This is a genomic window from Cognatishimia sp. MH4019 (assembly GCF_020177595.1).
GTDB lineage: Bacteria > Pseudomonadota > Alphaproteobacteria > Rhodobacterales > Rhodobacteraceae > JAHTBL01.
In genome coordinates this window covers 19,056-38,570 of the sequence record NZ_JAHTBL010000006.1, presented here as the reverse complement: position 1 = coordinate 38,570, position 19,515 = coordinate 19,056, and the positions used below count along the sequence as shown (strand labels likewise).

General features: G+C 58.7%; 26 protein-coding genes. 14 read left to right on the top strand and 12 right to left on the bottom strand.

Annotated elements, in window-relative coordinates:
• Positions 1-30: 30 nt before the first annotated feature.
• Positions 31-786, bottom strand: a complete 756-nt coding sequence (locus KUW67_RS11665) for an alpha/beta fold hydrolase (RefSeq protein WP_224825491.1) — start codon at positions 784-786, stop codon at positions 31-33.
• Between the two features lie 97 nt (positions 787-883).
• Between KUW67_RS11665 and KUW67_RS11660 the strand changes: the two genes are divergently transcribed.
• From KUW67_RS11660 to KUW67_RS11625, 8 genes are all read left to right on the top strand, one after another.
• A complete protein-coding gene (locus KUW67_RS11660; RefSeq protein ID WP_224825490.1) occupies positions 884-1,657 on the top strand; it encodes a metalloregulator ArsR/SmtB family transcription factor in 774 nt (257 codons plus the stop codon).
• Positions 1,654-2,055 carry an MAPEG family protein gene (locus KUW67_RS11655; RefSeq protein ID WP_224825489.1) on the top strand — a complete coding sequence of 134 codons (402 nt, stop codon included), beginning with the start codon at positions 1,654-1,656 and terminating at the stop codon, positions 2,053-2,055. Before KUW67_RS11660 ends, KUW67_RS11655 begins: the two co-directional genes overlap by 4 nt.
• 138 nt (positions 2,056-2,193) lie before the next feature.
• Positions 2,194-4,140: a threonine--tRNA ligase gene (gene thrS / locus KUW67_RS11650; protein ID WP_224825488.1), complete on the top strand. Its 1,947-nt coding sequence runs from the start codon at positions 2,194-2,196 to the stop codon at positions 4,138-4,140.
• Positions 4,141-4,287: 147 nt separating this feature from the next.
• Complete coding sequence (locus KUW67_RS11645; protein WP_224825487.1) at positions 4,288-4,776, top strand: Hint domain-containing protein; 489 nt, start codon at positions 4,288-4,290, stop codon at positions 4,774-4,776.
• Between the two features lie 220 nt (positions 4,777-4,996).
• Positions 4,997-5,302, top strand: a complete 306-nt coding sequence (locus KUW67_RS11640; protein ID WP_224825486.1) for a DUF2282 domain-containing protein — start codon at positions 4,997-4,999, stop codon at positions 5,300-5,302.
• A gap of 72 nt (positions 5,303-5,374) precedes the next feature.
• Positions 5,375-6,232, top strand: a complete 858-nt coding sequence (locus KUW67_RS11635; protein WP_224825485.1) for a DUF692 family multinuclear iron-containing protein — start codon at positions 5,375-5,377, stop codon at positions 6,230-6,232.
• Complete coding sequence (locus tag KUW67_RS11630; RefSeq protein ID WP_224825484.1) at positions 6,229-6,984, top strand: DUF2063 domain-containing protein; 756 nt, start codon at positions 6,229-6,231, stop codon at positions 6,982-6,984. The genes KUW67_RS11635 and KUW67_RS11630 overlap by 4 nt, the downstream gene beginning before the upstream one ends.
• A complete protein-coding gene (locus KUW67_RS11625) occupies positions 6,981-7,526 on the top strand; it encodes a DoxX family protein (protein ID WP_224825483.1) in 546 nt (181 codons plus the stop codon). The genes KUW67_RS11630 and KUW67_RS11625 overlap by 4 nt, the downstream gene beginning before the upstream one ends.
• On the opposite strand, the gene KUW67_RS11620 is transcribed toward KUW67_RS11625, so the two are convergent.
• Complete coding sequence (locus KUW67_RS11620) at positions 7,510-7,833, bottom strand: arsenate reductase family protein (RefSeq protein ID WP_224825482.1); 324 nt, start codon at positions 7,831-7,833, stop codon at positions 7,510-7,512. The two genes, KUW67_RS11625 and KUW67_RS11620, sit on opposite strands and share 17 nt — an antisense overlap.
• Before the next feature lie 187 nt (positions 7,834-8,020).
• On the opposite strand from KUW67_RS11620, the gene KUW67_RS11615 reads away from it, so the two are divergent.
• Entirely contained in the window at positions 8,021-8,227 is a 207-nt protein-coding gene (locus KUW67_RS11615) for a cold-shock protein (protein ID WP_224825481.1), read from the top strand.
• Positions 8,228-8,469: 242 nt separating this feature from the next.
• Positions 8,470-8,757, top strand: a complete 288-nt coding sequence (locus KUW67_RS11610) for a hypothetical protein (RefSeq protein ID WP_224825480.1) — start codon at positions 8,470-8,472, stop codon at positions 8,755-8,757.
• Here KUW67_RS11610 and KUW67_RS11605 read toward each other — a convergent pair.
• The gene (locus KUW67_RS11605; RefSeq protein WP_224825479.1) at positions 8,754-9,230 is read right to left on the bottom strand and encodes a dihydrofolate reductase; all 477 of its coding nucleotides are present in this window, start codon (positions 9,228-9,230) and stop codon (positions 8,754-8,756) included. The two genes, KUW67_RS11610 and KUW67_RS11605, sit on opposite strands and share 4 nt — an antisense overlap.
• The gene (locus KUW67_RS11600) at positions 9,230-10,063 is read right to left on the bottom strand and encodes a thymidylate synthase (RefSeq protein ID WP_224825478.1); all 834 of its coding nucleotides are present in this window, start codon (positions 10,061-10,063) and stop codon (positions 9,230-9,232) included. The genes KUW67_RS11605 and KUW67_RS11600 overlap by 1 nt, the downstream gene beginning before the upstream one ends.
• Positions 10,064-10,223: 160 nt before the next feature.
• Here KUW67_RS11600 and KUW67_RS11595 point away from each other — a divergent pair, with 160 nt between their 5' ends.
• Both KUW67_RS11595 and KUW67_RS11590 read left to right on the top strand, forming a co-directional pair.
• A complete protein-coding gene (locus KUW67_RS11595; protein WP_224825477.1) occupies positions 10,224-10,652 on the top strand; it encodes a VOC family protein in 429 nt (142 codons plus the stop codon).
• A complete protein-coding gene (locus tag KUW67_RS11590) occupies positions 10,603-11,382 on the top strand; it encodes a DUF1194 domain-containing protein (RefSeq protein WP_224825476.1) in 780 nt (259 codons plus the stop codon). The genes KUW67_RS11595 and KUW67_RS11590 overlap by 50 nt, the downstream gene beginning before the upstream one ends.
• Here the strand turns inward: KUW67_RS11590 and KUW67_RS11585 are convergent.
• From KUW67_RS11585 to KUW67_RS11575, 3 genes are all read right to left on the bottom strand, one after another.
• A complete protein-coding gene (locus tag KUW67_RS11585; RefSeq protein WP_224825475.1) occupies positions 11,379-11,876 on the bottom strand; it encodes a MarR family winged helix-turn-helix transcriptional regulator in 498 nt (165 codons plus the stop codon). The genes KUW67_RS11590 and KUW67_RS11585 overlap by 4 nt on opposite strands.
• A 91-nt stretch (positions 11,877-11,967) precedes the next feature.
• Complete coding sequence (locus KUW67_RS11580) at positions 11,968-12,228, bottom strand: succinate dehydrogenase assembly factor 2 (protein WP_224825474.1); 261 nt, start codon at positions 12,226-12,228, stop codon at positions 11,968-11,970.
• Positions 12,228-12,629: a helix-turn-helix domain-containing protein gene (locus KUW67_RS11575; protein ID WP_224825473.1), complete on the bottom strand. Its 402-nt coding sequence runs from the start codon at positions 12,627-12,629 to the stop codon at positions 12,228-12,230. The genes KUW67_RS11580 and KUW67_RS11575 overlap by 1 nt, the downstream gene beginning before the upstream one ends.
• Positions 12,630-12,705: 76 nt before the next feature.
• On the opposite strand from KUW67_RS11575, the gene KUW67_RS11570 reads away from it, so the two are divergent.
• Both KUW67_RS11570 and KUW67_RS11565 read left to right on the top strand, forming a co-directional pair.
• Positions 12,706-13,908, top strand: a complete 1,203-nt coding sequence (locus KUW67_RS11570) for a pyridoxal phosphate-dependent aminotransferase (RefSeq protein WP_224825472.1) — start codon at positions 12,706-12,708, stop codon at positions 13,906-13,908.
• 13 nt (positions 13,909-13,921) lie between these two features.
• A complete protein-coding gene (locus KUW67_RS11565) occupies positions 13,922-14,329 on the top strand; it encodes a hypothetical protein (RefSeq protein ID WP_224825471.1) in 408 nt (135 codons plus the stop codon).
• 217 nt (positions 14,330-14,546) lie between these two features.
• Here KUW67_RS11565 and KUW67_RS11560 read toward each other — a convergent pair whose 3' ends face one another.
• The 5 genes from KUW67_RS11560 to KUW67_RS11540 all read right to left on the bottom strand — a co-directional run bounded on the left by KUW67_RS11560 (position 14,547) and on the right by KUW67_RS11540 (position 19,391).
• Entirely contained in the window at positions 14,547-15,893 is a 1,347-nt protein-coding gene (locus KUW67_RS11560; RefSeq protein WP_224825470.1) for an MATE family efflux transporter, read from the bottom strand.
• Between the two features lie 50 nt (positions 15,894-15,943).
• Positions 15,944-16,903 carry a nickel/cobalt transporter gene (locus KUW67_RS11555; RefSeq protein ID WP_224825469.1) on the bottom strand — a complete coding sequence of 320 codons (960 nt, stop codon included), beginning with the start codon at positions 16,901-16,903 and terminating at the stop codon, positions 15,944-15,946.
• Positions 16,888-17,463, bottom strand: coding sequence for a DUF1007 family protein (locus KUW67_RS11550; protein ID WP_370634972.1), 576 nt, complete (start codon positions 17,461-17,463; stop codon positions 16,888-16,890). Before KUW67_RS11550 ends, KUW67_RS11555 begins: the two co-directional genes overlap by 16 nt.
• Before the next feature lie 105 nt (positions 17,464-17,568).
• On the bottom strand, positions 17,569-18,486 hold the full coding sequence (gene ppk2, locus KUW67_RS11545) for a polyphosphate kinase 2 (RefSeq protein WP_224825467.1): 918 nt from the start codon (positions 18,484-18,486) through the stop codon (positions 17,569-17,571).
• Between the two features lie 83 nt (positions 18,487-18,569).
• Complete coding sequence (locus KUW67_RS11540) at positions 18,570-19,391, bottom strand: hypothetical protein (RefSeq protein ID WP_224825466.1); 822 nt, start codon at positions 19,389-19,391, stop codon at positions 18,570-18,572.
• Positions 19,392-19,515 lie beyond the last annotated feature (124 nt).

The following is a 19,515-nucleotide window of genomic DNA, read 5'->3' as shown; positions in this document are numbered from 1 at the left end:
GGCGGCGACGCTATGCGGGGAAGGCCGCGACTACATAGCGATACGCTGCGTCACGTCTGTAATGGCAGCCTCGATGATCGACAGGCATTCAGGATCGGAAAAGCTGTGATCCTTGTATTTGACGAGGGTCAGGCGGATGTCATCACATTGGGCGTGATCGAGCAGTTTGAGCGCGGTTTCTGTTGTGACGGAGGTGTCGGCGGTGCCTTGCAGGCAGCGCGTGGGGAATGGCAACTTCAGAGGGCTGCGCAGTACGAGGTTGTCGCGGCCTTCCTCGATCAGGTGTTTGGTGATGATATAGGGTTCACCATAATCCGAGGGCAGCGCAATCTGGCCATCGGTTTCGAGCGCGGCGCGCTGGTCGACGGTGAAATTGGCCCAAAAGCCGTCTTCGGTGAAATCGGGGGCAGCGGCGATGGTGACAAGTCCCGCAACCTTTTCCGGCATCGCGCGGGCGGTCAGCAGAGAAATCCAGCCGCCCATGGAGGAGCCGACAAGGACTTGAGGGCCGTCGGTGAGCTGCCTGATCGCCGCTTGTGCGTCAGCGGCCCAATCGCCGATACAACCGTCGGTGAAGGCCCCATCACTTTCGCCGTGGCCGGAGTAGTCAAACCGCAGATAGGCGCGATTTTGGGCGCGGCACCAGTCTTCCAGATGGGTGGCTTTGGAGCCTTCCATGTCGGACTTGAACCCACCCAGAAAGACAACACCCGGACCCTGCCCCGCGCTGCGGTGATAGGCGATACGGCGACCCGATTCGGTGGTCAGATAGGATGGGTTCGGCATGGTGTCCTCCGGATTTGGGGCAAGGAAAACAGTGGTTTGAGGTATTTTACAAGTTACCCTATTGTCACGTGACTAATAAGTAACCTATGGTCGTTGCATGGATGACCTGTTCAAAGCCCTCGCCGATCCGGCCCGCCGCACTCTTCTCGACGCTTTGCGCGAGACTGACGGGCAGACGCTTTCCCAACTTGAAGCACATCTGCAGATGTCACGTTTCGGCGTGATGAAGCATCTGGGCGTTCTGGAAGAGGCGCATCTGATCACCACGACGAAGCGGGGGCGGTTCAAGCATCACTACCTAAACGCCGCCCGTTTGCAGGCCGCCCTTGACCACTGGATCGAGCCTTACCGCGCCAAGCCTGCGGCGCGGGCCTTGCTGGATCTGAAAGACACTTTGGAAGGAACCGCCCCCATGTCCGACACCAACACACCACCCGATTTCGTGATGGAGACCTTTATTCGGTGCCGCCACGATGCATTGTGGAATGCGCTGACCAAGGCCGATGCCGTCGCACATTATCACTTCGTCGCCTCGCATGGCGCAGGCGATATGCAAGCTGCCGGAGACCGGCTGGCCTTTTGTGCGCCCGATGGGTCCGATATCGTGGCCTATACTGTAAACGCGATTGAGCCTAAACGGCGGATTGACGTGACCTTCGAGCCGAACTGGGACGAGGTCAAAACGCATTCTCGGTGCGTGTTTCTGGTCGAGGCGATGCAGGACGCCTGCAAGCTGCGGGTCGAGCATTATGCGATCCCTGCCGGTCACGAAGGTGTGGCCGAGGGCTGGGCGCGCACGCTGTCGGGGCTGAAGACGTGGCTGGAGACGGGCGAGGATGTCCACTTTCGCCCGGAGGAGCAGGTCGCATGAGCATCGAGCTGACCTATCTGACGCTCAGCGCCTTGCTGGCAGCGTCGCTTTGGCTGCCGTTCATCATCGGCGTGAATGCGACCGAGGCGCGGGAGGTGGCGGACTTTAAACGCCCGCCCGATCTGCGCCAGATGCCTGCCTGGGTGCACCGCGCCAACCGCGCGCATCTGAACATGATTGAACAGTTCTTGCCTTTTGCGGCAGTTGTTCTGGTGGCCCATTTGCAAGGGGTCTCGACGGGTTTGACGGTGATCGCAGCCACCGCGCTCTTCTGGCTGCGGGTGGCCCATGCGGTGGGCATGATCAGCGGGCTTGCACGGTTTCCGGTCCGCCCGGTCATTTTCACGGCCGGATGGATCTGCATTCTGCTGATCGGAGGCGCTGTATTGCTGGCGTGAGTTTGCCTGCGGCGCGGATATTTTTACCAAAGTGAAAGGGGCGGCGTTGACAGCGCAGGCCCCTTTCGGCATTTGGACCGCATACATAACCCGCAACCGGGCGTTCCGTGGGCGCCAAACTGACGAGGAGTGCCTTTGATGGCCCAAATCTCTCTGACTTTTCCTGATGGCAATGCGCGTGATTTTGACGCCGGGGTGACCCCTGCTGAGATCGCGGCTGGTATCTCCAACTCGCTCGCCAAGAAAGCGATTTCGGCGACCGTTGATGGCGCGCATTGGGATTTGCAGTGGCCGATTGAAGCAGACGCCTCGATTGCGATCAACACGATGAAAGACCGCGAGCCTGCCGAGGAACTGGTGCGCCACGATCTTGCGCATATCATGGCGCGCGCGGTGCAAGAGATTTGGCCGGATGTGAAGGTGACCATCGGACCGGTCATCAAGGACGGCTGGTATTACGATTTTGATCGCGCCGAGCCGTTTACGCCCGAAGATCTGGGCCTCATCGAAAGGAAGATGAAAGAGATCATCAACAAGCGCGACCCAGTCCGCACGGAAGTGTGGGACCGCGCGCGCGCGGTTGCGCATTATGAGGCGTCAGGCGAGCCCTATAAGGTTGAGTTGATCGACAGCATTCCCGGTGATGAACCTTTGCGGATGTATTGGCACGGTGACTGGCAGGACCTGTGCCGTGGCCCGCATTTACAGCATACCGGACAGGTGCCTGCGGATGCGTTCAAGCTGATGAGCGTCGCGGGTGCCTATTGGCGCGGCGACAGTGACCGCGCGATGCTCCAGCGGATTTACGGGGTGGCCTTCACCAATAAGGAAGAGCTGCGCAAGCATTTGCACATGCTGGAGGAAGCCGCCAAGCGCGATCACCGCAAGCTGGGCCGCGAGATGGACCTGTTTCATATGCAGGAAGAAGCGCCGGGGCAGATTTTCTGGCATCCGAATGGCTGGCGCATCTATACTGAACTGCAGGATTACGTCCGCCGCCGTCAGCAGGATGGCGGGTATGTCGAGGTGAACACGCCTCAGGTCGTGGACCGCAAATTGTGGGAAGCCTCAGGGCACTGGGAAAAGTATCAAGAGCATATGTTCATCGTCGAGGTGGACGAGGAACACGCGCGCGAGAAATCGGTGAACGCACTGAAGCCGATGAACTGCCCGTGCCACGTGCAAATCTTCAACCAGGGCTTGAAATCCTATCGTGATCTGCCGTTGCGGATGGCCGAGTTCGGGTCGTGCAACCGGTATGAGCCATCAGGCGCACTGCACGGTATCATGCGGGTGCGCGGGTTCACGCAGGATGATGGGCATATCTTCTGCCGCGAAGACCAGATTGAATCCGAGACCGCGGAGTTTATCGAGTTCTTGTCGAAGGTTTATCACGACTTGGGCTTCGATAGCTTCAAGGTGAAATTCTCGGACCGACCAGAGATGCGCGCAGGATCGGACGAAGTGTGGGACAAGGCGGAAGAGGCTTTGTTGAACGCGACCCGTGCGGCAGGGATCGAGCCGGAACTCAACCCCGGAGAAGGCGCGTTCTATGGACCGAAATTGGAGTTTGTTCTGACCGATGCCATCGGGCGGGATTGGCAATGCGGCACCCATCAGGTGGATTTCGTGCTGCCTGAACGGCTGGATGCGAATTATATTGGTGAAGACGGCGCCAAGCACCGGCCTGTGATGCTACACCGCGCGACGCTGGGGTCATTTGAACGCTTTATCGGTATCCTGATCGAGAACTCAGCCGGCCGCCTGCCCTTCTGGCTGGCGCCGCGTCAGGTGGTTGTCGCCTCCATCGTGTCGGATGCGGACGCGTATGTGCACGAGGTCGTGGCCGCTTTGCGCAAGGCGGGCGTGCGGGCTGAGGCCGATATCCGCAACGAAAAGATCAACTACAAAGTCCGCGAACACTCGCTTGGCAAGGTCCCCGTGATTCTGGCTTGCGGGCAGCGCGAAGTGGACGAAGGCACGGTGTCCTTGCGTCGTTTGGGCGAAAAGCAGACCTCGGTCCAAGCGCTGCAGGATGTTTTGCGTGATCTGGGAGCGGAGGCGAAAGCGCCCGACGTGGCGTAAGAAAGCCAACCAAGCCCTGCAAAAAGTTTTGAAGATGAATGGCTTAGCCCCTCAGAGCCCTGCGTTTTGAGGCGGTTGAGCCGTTTTTCCCCGTTCGGCACGCTCCTCTAAACGCCATTTTAACCTCAGCAACGCTATGAGGTTCCTATGAGCTACGGGTTTTTGCACGGCACGGAAGTGGAAACAGGTTTCGGCCTACGCACCATTGAACGCTTGGTGCCGGGCGACCGCATCTTGACACTCGCGGGCAAGCTGGCCCGCGTCGTTTGGGTGGGGCACACACAACTCTCTGCCCGCGAAGTGGCGCGGGCGCCGGGTGTGCAACCGGTGCGACTGCGCGCAGGGACATTGACTGAAAACGCCCCCTGCCGCGATCTGATTATGGCCCCGACCCAAGAGATCGTGCTCTGCGATGGGCCCGGACAGGCGGAGACGCGCGTTATTGCCGCCAAAGCGCTGCTCTGCGGAACAGATCGGCTGCCGGTCCTGCATGATCTGCGCTTTACTCAACTGATGTTGGAGCAAGACGGATTCATGCTGGTGGGCAGTGTCTGGTGTCCGTCAATGACGGCGACTGCCAGCGACGAGTCGGTCGGTTATGAAACACAAATGGCAAAAATGCGCCTTGCCGGGTGATAAAGAGGCGCGTGCACCACGTGCCGCCCACTTTTTGAACGTCGTATTTACAAGCGTTTTCAGTCGCTTAAAGTTAGAATACAACCGCATACCATTTGTTACAGTTCCTGACGGGGCCGTGTTACACAGGCATGTGAGTGGTGCGTGACATGATCGGCCTTCTAAGGTCTGGCTATCGCACATCGCGACATTCATGACCAACACGAAGGAATTCTACCTCATGTCGACCACCGCAAAAACTCTCGCCGTTGCTGGCGCCGTTGCCGCTGCCCTTTCCGTTCAGATGACCACGCCCGTTCACGCGCAAGCCCAAGAAAAGTGCTTCGGTGTTTCGTTGGCTGGCGAAAATGACTGCGCAGCAGGCCCCGGCACGTCCTGCGCTGGCACCTCGACTGTCGATTATCAGGGCAATGCCTGGACCCTCGTTGAGGCCGGAACCTGCGCTGACATCGAGCTTCCCGCAATGGCCGATGGCACCGAGCGTTCGGGGTCTCTCGAAGAGCTGGACCGCGACCTGCCGGCATAAGCCATAGCGCACCTTTGAGCCTTCGCCTCCCAGTGGCGAGGGCTCATCGCTTTGACGACAAAGAGACCCCTCATGCTTGATGCGTCCCCCCCTTTCGACCGCCTGCCAAACAAACCCGGCGTGGGCTATAAACCCCAGCATTTCGCAGAGATCATGGCAGACCCTGGCCCCGTGGCCTGGTTGGAAATCCATGCAGAGAATTACATGGGCGCCGGTGGCCGCCCTCTGGCGCAAATGCGCGCCTTGGCCGAACGTTTTGCCATTTCGGTGCATGGCGTAGGCCTGTCCATCGGCGGCGAAGGCCGTCTTGACCCTGAACACCTCGCGCGCCTCAAGCACCTGATCGGCTGGCTGAAACCAGCCAGCTTTTCGGAGCATCTGGCGTGGTCCACTCATGACAGCCACTTCCTGAATGACCTGCTGCCCCTGCCTTACACGGCGGCGACTTTGGCGCGGGTTTGTGACCATATCGACGAGGTGCAAGAGGCCGTCGGCCGGCGAATGCTGCTGGAGAACCCTTCGACCTATTTGGCGTTTTCCGAAAGCGATATGCTTGAGGTCGATTTCCTGTCGGAGATCGCGACGCGCACCGGCTGCGGGCTGCTTTTTGACGTGAACAATGTCTTTGTCTCCGCCACCAATCAACAAACCGATCCGCTCAGCTATATCGACGCCTTTCCCCTTGATAAGGTTGGAGAAATTCACCTTGGCGGGCATGACGAGGATGAAGACGACCATGGCGCGACCTTGCTGATCGACAGCCATGGCAAGCCCGTCGTTGATCCAGTCTGGGCGCTTTATGACCACACGATTGCCCGCGGCGGGGCAAAGCCCACGCTGATCGAATGGGACAATGACGTGCCCGAATGGCCGGTTCTGGCCGCCGAAGCCGCCCGGGCCGAGGCCGCACTCGCGCAGTTGGCACAATGACCGATCAAACTGATTTCACACAGGCGTTGCTTGATCCCAAAAGCGCCGTGCCGGACGGCTTGGTCGACCCTCAGGGCCGCCCTGCCCCCAAGCGTTTCGATGTCTATCGCAATAACGTCGCCGTCAGCCTGACGGACGCCTTGGAAACAGCGTTTCCGGTCATCCATAAACTGCTCGGCGACGAGTTTTTCCGCGCCATGGCGGGAGTTTATTTGCGCGCACATCCGCCCAGTTCGGCGCTGATGATGTATTACGGCGCGGCCATGCCAGAGTTTCTGCGCAGCTTCGAGCCTGTCGCCCATCTGCCTTACCTTGCGGATGTCGCCCGGCTCGAGATTGCAATACGGGAGGCCTATCATAGCGCTGACAGCACCCCGATTGCATCCGAAACGCTGGGAGCCTTGGCGCCTGAGGACCTGATGCAGGCGCGCTTCACGCTGGCCCCAGCGCTGCGGATCGTGACATCGGAGTGGCCGATCCACGCGCTTTGGCAGTTCAACATGGCAGGTGGCCCAAAGCCACAAATGCAGGCGCAAGACGTCATGATCGCGCGGCCCGAATTTGATCCGGTGCAAACGCTTTTGCCCATGGGTGCTGCGACATTCATCTCAGCACTTGGCCAAGGCGAGACCCTCGGCACCGCGTTCGAGAGCGTCACCCAAACGCATCCCGATTTCGATCTCAGCGCGACACTGGGATGTCTCTTAGGCGCTAGCGCTCTGACGTCACTCACGATTGGACCACCGACATGAATAGCTTGATTTCCTTACACAATCGCACAGCAGCAGCGCTGGATCGCAGCGCAGATTGGGTCACGCCAACCCTTGCCCGCGTCCTTTTCGCTGCGGTGCTGTTCAGCTATTATTGGTCTTCAGCGACAACAAAACTGGGCGAAGGCGTACTGGGTTTTCTCAGACCCTCCAGCGGCGCTTATATCCAAATCTTCCCGAAAGCGGTCGAGGCGGTGGGTTATGACACCTCGCAATTGAACGCGTTTCACTGGCTGGTCGTGGTCGCAGGCACCTGGGCAGAGTTCATCCTGCCCGTTCTGATCGTGCTGGGCCTGCTCACGCGCCTGTCGAGCCTTGGGATGATCGTGTTTATCGCGGTGCAAACGCTGGTCGATATCACAGGCCACAATCTGGCCGCCGCCGATATCGGTGCGTGGTTCGACAAAGGGGCCTCCAGCCTGATCGCGGATCAGCGCGCAATGTGGGTCTTCCCGCTGCTCGTGCTGGTCTTTCGTGGCGCTGGTCCGCTGTCGCTTGACCGACTGCTTAGCCGATCAACTTAGCCTGCACGTCCTTGCCCCACCCTAGGTAGAGCGTATCGGCCTCAATCACCGGGCGCTTCATCAATGTCGGGTGGTCCAGCAACAGCGCGATCGGGTCACGCGCGCGGTCTTCATCGCTCAACCCGCGCCACGTGGTCGAGCGTGTATTCACCAGCGCATCGCCGAAAGCCGCGTGAAACCGCTCTAGATCAGCGCGGGAGACGCCATCGGCACGCACATCGGTCACTGTGACCGAATGCCCCGCCTCGGTGAGTAATTTTTGTGCTTTGCGACAGGTATCGCAGGTTTTTAGCCCGTAGAACTGCATAATGGCTCCTTCTCCAAGAGGTTGAGCCATGAAAACCATGTTAACCCACGGGGCGCACCCTTGTTTTTTTGGTAATCGGTCTAAAATTACATTCATGAACTTGCGGGGGGCGGCCTCGTCCCGTGAGATCACAAGTCTGACCAAGGCCACGATCCGCTCTGCAGCGGCAAATTGAAGGAGAAGACGGATGGCCACTGGCACCGTGAAATGGTTCAACACCACAAAAGGGTTCGGATTTATCGAACCCGATGACGGCGGTAAGGACGTTTTCGTCCATATTTCCGCCGTGGAACGCGCAGGCATGACAGGCCTCGCCGACAATATGAAGATCGAATACGAGATGATCGAAGGCCGTGACGGCCGTCAGTCGGCAGGCGAGTTGAAAGCGCTGTAAGCGTTCCCCAACCCCCCAAACCTAAAAGCCGCGCCTTTCGAGGGGCGGCTTTTTTTATGCCTGATTTCACAGCATTCAGCCGCGTATCTAAGCTTGCATCGCGACATTTGCTGCGTCGCAGCAATTTATCGGCGATTTGTTAACCAGTTCATGCAACACTCATGATGCGCGCAACGTCGCGCTGGGGAGGACACCGCAACCTGCGGAGGCCTACCCGTCTCCGCCTATACAGGAGACGCGTTATGTCCGATTTTCTCGCCGTTTTGGCGCTTTACTACATTTGCGACAGCACCGCAGCACTGCGCCCCATGTCTGGCGAAGAGGTCCTGCGATGCACCCAGACCTATGAGACGGTGAAGACCTATTTCGTTCCAAGCTTCGATCTGGCACCGCGCGGCAGCCTCGCCCGATTTGAGCAGATGCAGCACGGCTATCTGGGGTTCAAATCATGGGAGGCCGACAATCCTGACATCGTGGCTGATCTGCGCCAAAAAGCCGAGCGTGCTATCCGCGTAGGTTTTGAGGGTTAGGCGCGGATCAATTCGCGCATGACCGCCGCAGGGCCGTCGCCTGTGATCTCGCTGCGGCCAAGCTCGCGCCAATCGCTTTCCTTGAATTCAGGAAAGAAGGCGTCTGCGTCGGCGATCTCAAGATCGACTTCTGTGATGAGCAAGCGGTCAGCGATGGGCAACATTTCTGTGTATATGCGCTGGCCCCCAATCCCGTAAACGCGGCGGTAGCCTTGTGCATAGGCTATTGAGACCGCTTCCTGCGGGGATGTTGCAACGTGATCAGTCAGTGACGCATCGCGCGAAACAATAATATTCAATCGGCTTTTCAAGGGCTTGTAAGGCAAACTATCCCAGGTTTTGCGCCCCATGATGATCGCCCCGCCCAGCGTCTCGCGCTGAAATAGCTTAAGGTCTTCTGGCAGATGCCACGGGATCTCATTGTCCTTTCCAATCGCCCCATGACGTGCGCGGGCCACGATCAGGCTGAGCATCAGACGGCCACCGGTGCTTTGATGGCGGGATCAGGATCGTATCCCTCAAACGCGAAGTCATCGAAGGTAAAGTCAAAAATCGACGTTACATCGCGTTTGATAACCAGTTTCGGCAGCGCTTTGGGGCTGCGGGCAAGCTGGGTTTTCACCTGATCCATATGGTTGGAATAGATATGGGCATCGCCAATGGAGTGGACGAAATCGCCCGGCTCATAGCCCGTGACGTGGGCCAGCATCGCCAAAAGCAGCGCGTAGGACGCGATGTTGAACGGCACGCCCAGGAACATATCCGCAGAGCGTTGGTAAAGTTGCAGATGCAGTTTACCGCCGATGATGCGCACCTGCCAAAGCGTGTGACAGGGCGGCAGCGCCATATTATCGACCTCGCCAGGGTTCCAGGCAGAGACGATCAGTCTGCGACTGTCGCGGGTTTTCCGGATTGCCTCCACCAGTTTTTCGATCTGATCCACATGGTGGGCAAAGAAGGTCGGCGCGCCGTCTTTCTGATCGCCGGTGGGTGTAAGCGCCGGAAATCGCCGCCATTGAGAGCCGTAGACAGGCCCCAGATCGCCGTTTTCATCTGCCCATTCATCCCAGATCGAAACCCCGTTTTCCTTGAGATATCCGACATTTGTGTCGCCTGCGAGGAACCATAACAGCTCGTGCACGATGGATTTGAGGTGCAATTTCTTCGTGGTCACCAGCGGAAAGCCATCGGCCAACGGGTAGCGTGCTTGCAGGCCGAAATAGCTGAGCGTGCCGGTCCCGGTGCGGTCGGTTGAGACCTCTCCCTGGTCGAGGACGGTTTGAAGGGCGTCGTGATACTGCTGCATCTGGGTCGGATCCTTTGGAAAAGCGCCGAGTCGTCGAATCACTATATCTTGCGGATGTGCGCGCGTGAACCGCCATTTGTTGTGCTGCGCCTACGCGTCAGGGCAGCTCGCCACGCGGCCGCATTGCGCTATATTTGAACCAACGAAAAGGGAGACGTCCATGTCACTGAAGTATCTGCACACTATGGTTCGCGTGAAGGATCTTGACGAGTCCATCGCGTTCTACGGGCTTCTGGGTTTGAAAGAGACCCGTCGCCATGAGAACGAAGGCGGTCGCTTTACGCTGGTCTTCATGGCCCCTCCGGGTCAGGAGGAGTGCCCGATTGAGCTGACCTATAACTGGGACGGCGACGATGCGCTGCCCGATGACAGCCGCAACTTTGGCCATCTGGCCTACCGGGTCGGCAATATCTACGAGATGTGCCAGCATCTGATGGATAACGGCGTGACCATCAACCGCCCGCCACGCGACGGGCATATGGCCTTTGTCCGCTCCCCTGACAATATTTCCATCGAGCTTTTGCAGGAAGGCGACGCGCTTGAAAAAGCCGAGCCCTGGGCGAGTATGGAAAATACCGGCCACTGGTAAGGTGGCCGCGCGGCTGGCATGCGCGCTGGGGCTTTCGGTGGCTTTGCCATCGGCGGCCGAGGCCGCCTGCCGGCAAGCGCTTGTCCTGGGGCTGGATGTGTCAGGCTCGGTCGATGCGCAGGAATATAGCTTGCAACTCAATGGATTGGCCGATGCCATCGCCTCCCCCGGCGTGGCAGAGCGGCTTTTGGCGATGCCCGAAGCACCAGTGCGCTTGGCCGCCTTTGACTGGAGCACGACCGAACGCCAGCGCGTGATCCTGCCTTGGCAAGAGGTGCGTACCCGTGCTGACATCACCGCAATCGCTGCACAGTTACGCGGCACACAGCGGGCCTTTAACGCCGCTGCCACGGCAAACTCTACCGCGACGGCCCTTGGCACCGCGATGACCCTCGGGATCAGCATGCTTGAGCAGCAGGAGGAGTGTTGGAAACTGACGCTGGATATCTCGGGCGATGGCAAGAACAACACCGGGATCGCGCCGCAGGACGTGTTTGTTGATAATCGCTACACGATCAACGGCCTTGTCATCGGCGCGGATAACCCGCCCATCGGTGATATTCGCCTGATCGAGGTCGCCGATCTTTCAAGCTATTACCGCACAACTGTGCTGCGCGGCCCCGGCGCTTTTGTGGAAACCGCGCTAGGGTTCCGGGATTTTGAACGGGCGATGACGCGCAAACTGATCCGCGAGTTGGAGGGTCTCGTGATCGGGCGGTTGATGCCCTAGTAAATGTAGCGGATCTGGTCGGTCCAATACCGCTCCACCCGGCGCAGAGAGGTGTTGATTTCCTCAATGCCATCCATGCCGATGACGCCTTTATCCATCAGACCATCAGCATGCCGCGCAAAAAGCTCGGCCACGATGTCCCTGATATTGCGTCCTTTTTCGGTCAGGCGCACGCGCACAGACCTGCGATCAATCTCGCAGCGCTGGTGGTGCATATAGCCCATCTCGACCAGCTTTTTCAGGTTGTAGCTGACATTCGAGCCTTGGTAATAGCCGCGGGTTTTCAGCTCCCCGGCGGTCACTTCATTGTCGGAGATGTTGAAGATCAGCAGCGCCTGCACTGCGTTAATCTCCAACACGCCGACCCGCTCAAACTCGTCCTTAACAACGTCCAGCAACAGCCGGTGAAGCCGTTCGACCAGTGCCAAACTGTCAAGGTAGCCCGATATGAAACTGCTGTTCTTGCCTGTAGAAACCGTGTTCTGAAAACTCATGAGACATCCGCCTTATTGATCTGCTTTGAGACCAGTTACGGCGGAAATACCCAATATTCGGTTAAAGCCCGAAAAATTCGCGCAAAAAGAGCTACTTCGTGCCTGCGTGATCCGAAATATCTGAAATCAAAGAGGAAAACTCAGCTGGTGGGGCACATTGCCCGGTCACCCACTGATATAAATCCTGATCATTTTCTGACAAAAGCGCATCGTATTTCACGATCTGCGCCTCTGACATGCCGTCCAGCCGGTCGCCTGCATAGGCGCTCAGGATCAGGTCCATCTCCTTGATGCCGCGCCGCATGGAGCGCATTTTCAGCCGCTTGATCCGGTTCTCCGGCGTCTCTGACATCAGCTTTCCTTCAGCTTTTGGCGCAGTTTCTTCTCAAGATAGCCCAGTTTCTGGACCGCATGGGACAACTCGCCTTTCAGCACCCGGATTTCAACCAGAACATCGGTAACGTCGGACGAGAGCGTTTCCTCGTCAGGTGGGCCATCGGGGCCTTCGCCATCCCCGGTCAACAACCAGCTGAGCGATACGCCCACCAGCCCCGCCATCATCTGCAACTTGTTGGCGCGCGGCTCGGACAGATCGTCTTCCCAATTGCGCACGGTGACATGCTTAACGCCCAATTGCTTGGCCAGTTGCACCTGGCTCAACCCCGCACGTTCGCGCGCGGCAGCCATGCGGTCGCCGAATGTGGCCGTCTCTTCGTCATACCAGCCATCCATCACGTCTACTGCATCAGTCATGTCGATCCTTCCGGGTTGATTGGGTGTCCTCTGCATCCTATGAGGGTCGCGCCTCAGCTTACAACCGGAGACGACCATGCCCTTTCTGTCTGCGACACTGACCCGTGTTAAACCATCCCCGACGATCGCAGTCACCACGAAAGCGGCAGAGCTTAAAGCCGCAGGGCGCGATGTCATCGGTCTGGGCGCGGGCGAGCCGGATTTCGACACGCCCGCCAATATTGCCGCCGCAGGCAAGGCCGCGATTGATGCGGGCAAGACGCGCTATACACCCCCCGACGGCATTGCTGAGCTGAAGCAGGCAATCTGCGACAAGTTTCAGCGCGACAATGGCCTCAGCTATACCCCCGCGCAGGTCAGCGTCGGCACGGGCGGCAAGCAGATCCTTTACAATGCGCTGATGGCCACGCTGAACCCCGGTGACGAAGTCATCATCCCAGCGCCCTACTGGGTCAGCTATCCCGATATGGTGCTGCTGGCAGGCGGCGAGCCTGTCGTGGTGGAGGCCGGGTTGGACACCGGCTTCAAGATGACACCGGATCAGCTGGAAGCCGCGATCACCCCGAAAACCAAGTGGCTGATCTTCAACTCACCTTCCAACCCGACAGGTGCGGGCTATAGCTGGGGCGAGCTTAAGGGCCTGACGGACGTATTGCTGCGTCACCCCCATGTCTGGGTGATGACGGACGACATGTATGAGCACCTCGTTTTCGGCGATTTTAAATTCTGCACCCCTGCCGAGGTAGAGCCGCAGCTTTATGACCGCACACTGACCTGCAACGGGGTCTCAAAGGCCCATGCGATGACTGGCTGGCGCATTGGCTATGCGGCAGGCCCGGTGGAGTTGATCGCAGCGATGCGCAAGATCCAGTCGCAATCCACGTCGAACCCTTGCACGATCAGCCAATGGGCGGCGATTGAAGCGCTTAACGGCGATCAAAGCTATATCGCGACGAACAATGCCATCTTCCAGCGCCGCCGCGATCTGGTGGTGGACATGCTCAACACCGCGCCCGGCATCACCTGCCCCACGCCAGATGGCGCGTTCTATGTCTATCCGTTCATCGAAGGCTGCATTGGCAAGACCTCGAAAGGCGGCACGCCGATCACCGATGACGAGGCGTTCGCCACAGCGCTTCTTGAGGAAACCGGCGTCGCCGTTGTCTTCGGCGCGGCCTTCGGTCTTTCCCCAGCCTTCCGCGTCAGCTACGCTACCTCCGACGAGGCCCTGAAAGAGGCCTGCACTCGGATCATCGGTTTTTGCGAAGATCTGACGTAACGAGGGACGGAGCATGGCCGGAGATCTGCCAGACTATTATTTCCGTGTACGGGAAAACGGCGCTGCTGTTTTCCGCGTGGACACCGAAAATCGCCAGCGGCGGATCGACATGGACCAGATCGCGGTGATCAACATCCGCAATGGCGAGGTCAAACCCCACGGGGATCGGACACTGTCGGACACTGACCGCGATGTCATTGACGATTGGATGACCGAGCGTCGGGCGATCCTTGCGGAGCGCGATATCGACGACATTCACCGGGCGGTCGATTATCTGAACCTGACGACCCAATGGGTGCAGTCCAAAGCCACTGATGACGAGCTTGAGAATGTCACCGATGCGCTTTTGCTGGCCATGCACGATCTGCGCTCAACGCTTGTGCGCAAAAAGGCAGACCGTCTGATGAAAGACAAAGGCTAGGCCCCGCCCACCTTCGCTTTCTTTGAGTCCTTATTGGAAACCGCTTCGCTTTTGAGAGTCTTTAACCGAAGCCGCTTCGCTTTTTCAGAGTCCTCGCCGGAAGCCGCTTCGCTTTTTCAGAGTCCTTGCCGGAAGCCGCTTCGCTTTTTCCAAATATCCCGGGGGTGCGGGGGCAGAGCCCCCGCGAAGCGACGCGGCAAAGCCGCGGCGCAAATCCTCATACAGCTGACAACCGCCGCAAAGTTGGTCCGTAAAACCGGCCCAGCAGCAAAATTGCAGCCATGGCCAAGCCGACGACCAAACCCATCCAGACACCCACAGCTCCAAACCCAAGCGGGAAGCCCAGTACATAGCCTGCAGGCAAGCCCAAACCCCAATAGCTGAGGGTCGCATGGATCATCGGCACGCGAGTGTCCTGCACACCGCGCAGCAGCCCCAGCGCCATAACCTGCGCGCCATCGACAAATTGAAACAACGCCGCCATCGACAAAAGGCCGACACCAATAGCAAGGATGGCAGGGCGCTGCGGGTCGTCTGGATCGACAAAGAGGTTCAGCAGAAATTCCGGCACCAGCAAAAACGCAGCAATCGTGACCGCAGCGAAGACAACAGACGCGCCAACAGCGACGCCGCCACCTTGCCGCAATCCACCGATATCCTTGCGCCCCAGCGCCCGACCAGCCCGCACAGTGGCCGCTTGAGATAACCCCAGGTGCACCATAAACGTGATCGACGCCAGTTGCAGCGCAATACCATGAGCCGCCAATTCGACGGCACCGATGGTTCCCACCATGATCGCGGACGCGGTGAACAATCCGGTCTCCGCAAAGCTGGTGACACCGATGGGCCAGCCCAGACGGAAAACGGTGCCCAATGCCTCTGGGTCACGACGCCAGATCCGTTGGAACAGCGCAAATTTCGGCAAGACGCGCGACACATAAAGGGCAAGCAAAACACCAGACGCCACCTGCACGATCACCGAGGCAATTGCCGCCCCTTGCACGCCCAGTTCAGGCGCGCCCCAGTTGCCAAAGATCAGGGCATAGTTGATCAACCCGTTCAGAATTGCAGCCGCAATAGTGACCCACAAAATGATTTGCGTGCGTTCCAAAGCGGATAAGAACGCTTTGAGAACCATGACGAAAAGCGCGGGCAGAATGCCCCATCCGGCGATACGCAAATAGGTTTGGGCCAATGCGGCGACGTCTGGCTCTTGCCCAAGCGCACGGAAGATCGGCTCGGAATAGATCATCGCGGGGATCATGATGCTCCCGTAGATCATCGACAGCCACAGCCCCATGCGGGTGACGCGGCGGACCTGCACCTCGTCGCCTTTCTCAGAGGCCGCGGCGACCAGAGGCATGACTGCCCAGGCAAAGCCACTGCCAACGATGAAAAGCGTGAAAAAGATCGACGAGGCGAGCGTGACGGCCGCCAGCTCTGTCACGCCATACCAGCCCAACATCAATGTATCGGTTGTCGTGATCGCCATTTGGGCGATATGGCTACCGATCAATGGCAGCCCCAGCACGAGAAGCGATTTGAGATGTTGAAAACGTGTCATGCTTTCTGCTTTGGATCAAACCAAAGCAACTGGCAACACCTTGCGAAACTCTAAAGAGCGCGCAGCAGGAATTGGCTCGCCACCAGCACGATCAACCCGCCGCCTAGAATTTCCAACACCGGGGCAACACGAGCCAGCTTGTCCGAGCCGCTCAATTGCGTCAGCGCGCCTTCGCGGGCAGAAACCGCCAGAAGCGCCACCATTATGGTGATTGTCGCTGTGCCAAGCCCCATTGCGAACGCCCCTGCTATACCTGCGGCCTCGACACCCAGCCGCCAGGTCAGGATCAATAAGAAAAGCGCGCCGGTGCAAGGCCGGATCGCGACCGCGCCAACCACCAAAAGCGCATCGCGCAAGGAGCGCACGCGTTCGGCCTCTTCTACCGTAGGGGCATGTTTGTGCCCGCAACTGTGGCAGGTACCATCGTCATGAGTGCCGTGGCCGTGGGTATGGCTATGCCGGTGTTTATGATCATGCCCGTGTTCATGATCGTGCTTATGGTGTGGATCACGGCTGTGCGTGTCACTGCGCAGCAAAGCGCGCGTACCGCGCCATAACAACCAAAGCCCGATCAATGCAATCGCCCCGTAACTGATCGGTGCCATGATGTCTTCGCTCACCGCCTCGACCCGTTCGCGACCCCACCCTAATGCGGTTGCCACGCCATAAACCAGCAGCACCGCCGTGCCTGCCTGCGCAAGGCTGGACGCCAAGGCTAAACCAGACAGGCGCAGCGCCGTCACGCGCCGCGCGGTGCCGTAGCCGCCAATCGCCAACTTACCATGGCCCGGCCCTGCAGCATGGAAAAACCCATAGGCAAAACAAAGACCCATCAGCCCCCAGAACGCGCCGGCATCGCCAGTGCGCAAGCCGCGTAAGTATGAAGCCATCGCCGCTTGCACGTCGCGCTGACCATTGGCCGCCCAGATCGCAATCCGGTCGTCCACGCCGCTCAGCCAAAAACCAAGCGCCGCCGCCACAAGCAAGCCAAGCGCTATCCAGAGACGCATGTAAGGGTCACCGTATCGGCAAAGTGCTCGCCCACTGCGGGGAAGTCGGTCTCAAGCTGCGCTTGTGGAACGGTAAAAAGGAGTTCCTCCAGAATGTCCGAAGCGGCTGCGATATCGGCCATTTCCAATGTCGCATCACAGCCGTCCCCCCCTTCGATGCCGACATCAAGGGTCACGGCATAGGCGGTGAAATAGCCCGGATCGAAAGGGCGCACTTTGACCGGATTGCGCACATCCATCGGCGTTTCAAGCGGACGTCGATGCACCGAGACGATCTTTTCACCCTCCATCCGCGTCTCGATCGGCTGAGGCGGAGCCAAGGCGACAGGGCCGTCAGCCTCAAGATAAAGATCGCCTTCAAAGCCCTCGATCCATTTCATGTCAAAGCCCTGAAGCTGCTCCAACTCAGCAGGCTCCAGCACGCCGTCCAGATCAGGGTCCAGCCTCATGTCTTCCAGCAAAAGAAGGGTATAAAGCGGGTCATAGGCCCATGTGACATCAACCGCGCTGAGCTGGCCTTCTTCGTCAAAAACCAGCTTCAGTCCGGTGTCGATAAACACATGCGGATGCGCCCCGGCAACCGGGGCAGCACAGCACAAAACAAAAGAGAGCGCGCGCGTCCACATTGCCCTGAAATAGGGGGTCGGGCGCGCAGGCTCAAGACATCATTCAGCGGCGGGTGCCGGTTTGGCAGCCTTTCGCTGTGCAGGATGCAAAGAGGTTCCCAGAATATGGTCCGCCTTGTGGATCACCTGACCGGCCCGGCCGACGATCAACGGATCAGGCGCTTTCGCGACCTTCAAATCCTTGCCCGGATATTCGAGGCTGTCGAGGAAATGCAGCATGCAGTTCAGGCGCGCGCGCTTTTTGTCGTTGGACTTGATCACTGTCCAAGGCGCATCAGCCGTGTCGGTGTAAAAGAACATCGCCTCTTTGGCCTCAGTGTAGTCATCCCACTTGCCCAGGCTGGCCTTATCAATCGGGCTCAGCTTCCACTGCTTGAGCGGGTCTTCGGCGCGGCTGTCAAAGCGGCGCTTTTGCTCTTCTCGGGTTACTGAGAACCAGTATTTGTACATCCGAATACCAGAGTTCACGAGCATCCGCTCCCATTCGGGCGTCTGACGCATGAATTCCAGATATTCACCGGGCTCGCAGAACCCCATCACGCGCTCTACACCTGCGCGGTTATACCAACTGCGGTCATAAAGGACCATTTCCCCCTTTGTGGGCAGATGATTCACATAGCGCTGGAAGTACCACTGGCCGCGCTCTTCATCGGTGGGTTTGTTCAACGCGACAACGCGGGCGGCACGGGGATTCAAATGCTCGGTAAAGCGTTTGATCGTGCCGCCCTTGCCCGCTGCATCGCGCCCCTCGAACAAAAGCACAAACTTCTGCCCCGTCTCCTGCGCCCACAGCTGAACCTTCAGCAATTCGGCCTGCAACTTCGCTTTCTGCGTCTCGTAAGAGCGGCGCGAGAGCTTTGTCTCATAGGGGTATTGCCCTGTCTCAAAGGCATCCGCCTCGGGTGTGGGGGCAACCGCTTTGAGTGCGGATTTATTGGCGGGGTTTGGGGTGGCCATCTCTGTCTCCTTGTCGTGTCGACAGAGCCTTAGCGCATCGCGCAACGGTCTACTTTGCGCTGAATCAAGTGAGGCAGAATGCCTCAGATCGGCATAAATCCTTTAAGATCATGCGCTTCGATCAATTTGCGATAAGTTTCGCGGTAACGAGGATGCCCGCTACGCGCCGCATACGAGCCTGCGATGACAGCCGCACGCGCCTGACGGTCGGCTGGCTTGCAGAGCGCCAGCAACCGCCTGATATAGCGTTGATCATCCCGCCGGGCGCGCAGGCCTTTGTAAATCGCGCTGGGCGCGACACCGCCGCCCATAGCCCCCTCTAGCAGGGTCCAGAACACACCGTAACGCAGCAAGCGCGCCTCGGCCTCCGGCGCAAGAAAGCGTGTGGTAAGCACCTGTGCCGCCTCGTCCGGTTTCATGGCATCGGCACTTGTCGGGTCATGCAGCCAGATAAGGCGGGATGCCACGGCAAGGTTCTTGGACTCTGGCAAATACCGGGCCTGTGGTGGCTGAGCCGCGGCTTTGGGTGTCACACTAACAATCCGCGCGCCGGGTGCGGAAAGCGCATAACACAGCGCGGCATAGCCGCCATCTTCGTCACCATAGAAAAGCGTTTGCTCGAACTGATCGAAAATCGCGCCATCCACGCAGCGATCAAAGAAACCAATCACTGCATCGGCGCGGAAATCATGACCTGCCTGTGCCACAATCGTCAGCAAAGACCAACCGCGCTGGCGCGCCTGCGCCTCAAGCGGCGAATGATGCTGATCGGCATCCATCCCCTTCGGAGTCGTCGCAAAATGTACAAGAAGTTCAGCGCCTTGCCCCGTGAAGCGTGCATGATGATGCGCGCCTAACGGACCGGTCAGACTATCAGGGTCAAGATCGAAAATTGTCTGGTTCACAGTCATCTCGTTTCACTCGTCACGCGCGGTCCAGCATGGCCCATACACAGCCATAACATGCCTTTTGCTATTCAGTATCGCTCTTTTCCGAGCATTGATATGGCGTCAAAATATGGCGCGCGCG

Bases quoted from the DNA above. Each gene is read 5' to 3' on its own strand.
- thrS (WP_224825488.1), top strand. From the start codon at position 2,194: ATGGCCCAAATCTCTCTGACTTTTCCTGATGGCAATGCGCGTGATTTT.
- KUW67_RS11635 (WP_224825485.1), top strand. From the start codon at position 5,375: ATGCTTGATGCGTCCCCCCCTTTCGACCGCCTGCCAAACAAACCCGGC.
- KUW67_RS11595 (WP_224825477.1), top strand. From the start codon at position 10,224: ATGTCACTGAAGTATCTGCACACTATGGTTCGCGTGAAGGATCTTGAC.
- KUW67_RS11555 (WP_224825469.1), bottom strand. From the start codon at position 16,903: ATGCGTCTCTGGATAGCGCTTGGCTTGCTTGTGGCGGCGGCGCTTGGT.
- KUW67_RS11565 (WP_224825471.1), top strand. From the start codon at position 13,922: ATGGCCGGAGATCTGCCAGACTATTATTTCCGTGTACGGGAAAACGGC.
- KUW67_RS11655 (WP_224825489.1), top strand. From the start codon at position 1,654: ATGAGCATCGAGCTGACCTATCTGACGCTCAGCGCCTTGCTGGCAGCG.
- KUW67_RS11605 (WP_224825479.1), bottom strand. From the start codon at position 9,230: ATGCTCAGCCTGATCGTGGCCCGCGCACGTCATGGGGCGATTGGAAAG.
- KUW67_RS11625 (WP_224825483.1), top strand. From the start codon at position 6,981: ATGAATAGCTTGATTTCCTTACACAATCGCACAGCAGCAGCGCTGGAT.
- KUW67_RS11570 (WP_224825472.1), top strand. From the start codon at position 12,706: ATGCCCTTTCTGTCTGCGACACTGACCCGTGTTAAACCATCCCCGACG.
- KUW67_RS11640 (WP_224825486.1), top strand. From the start codon at position 4,997: ATGTCGACCACCGCAAAAACTCTCGCCGTTGCTGGCGCCGTTGCCGCT.
- KUW67_RS11575 (WP_224825473.1), bottom strand. From the start codon at position 12,629: ATGACTGATGCAGTAGACGTGATGGATGGCTGGTATGACGAAGAGACG.
- KUW67_RS11620 (WP_224825482.1), bottom strand. From the start codon at position 7,833: ATGCAGTTCTACGGGCTAAAAACCTGCGATACCTGTCGCAAAGCACAA.
- ppk2 (WP_224825467.1), bottom strand. From the start codon at position 18,486: ATGGCCACCCCAAACCCCGCCAATAAATCCGCACTCAAAGCGGTTGCC.
- KUW67_RS11560 (WP_224825470.1), bottom strand. From the start codon at position 15,893: ATGACACGTTTTCAACATCTCAAATCGCTTCTCGTGCTGGGGCTGCCA.
- KUW67_RS11600 (WP_224825478.1), bottom strand. From the start codon at position 10,063: ATGCAGCAGTATCACGACGCCCTTCAAACCGTCCTCGACCAGGGAGAG.
- KUW67_RS11630 (WP_224825484.1), top strand. From the start codon at position 6,229: ATGACCGATCAAACTGATTTCACACAGGCGTTGCTTGATCCCAAAAGC.
- KUW67_RS11645 (WP_224825487.1), top strand. From the start codon at position 4,288: ATGAGCTACGGGTTTTTGCACGGCACGGAAGTGGAAACAGGTTTCGGC.
- KUW67_RS11665 (WP_224825491.1), bottom strand. From the start codon at position 786: ATGCCGAACCCATCCTATCTGACCACCGAATCGGGTCGCCGTATCGCC.
- KUW67_RS11585 (WP_224825475.1), bottom strand. From the start codon at position 11,876: ATGAGTTTTCAGAACACGGTTTCTACAGGCAAGAACAGCAGTTTCATA.
- KUW67_RS11660 (WP_224825490.1), top strand. From the start codon at position 884: ATGGATGACCTGTTCAAAGCCCTCGCCGATCCGGCCCGCCGCACTCTT.
- KUW67_RS11580 (WP_224825474.1), bottom strand. From the start codon at position 12,228: ATGTCAGAGACGCCGGAGAACCGGATCAAGCGGCTGAAAATGCGCTCC.
- KUW67_RS11615 (WP_224825481.1), top strand. From the start codon at position 8,021: ATGGCCACTGGCACCGTGAAATGGTTCAACACCACAAAAGGGTTCGGA.
- KUW67_RS11610 (WP_224825480.1), top strand. From the start codon at position 8,470: ATGTCCGATTTTCTCGCCGTTTTGGCGCTTTACTACATTTGCGACAGC.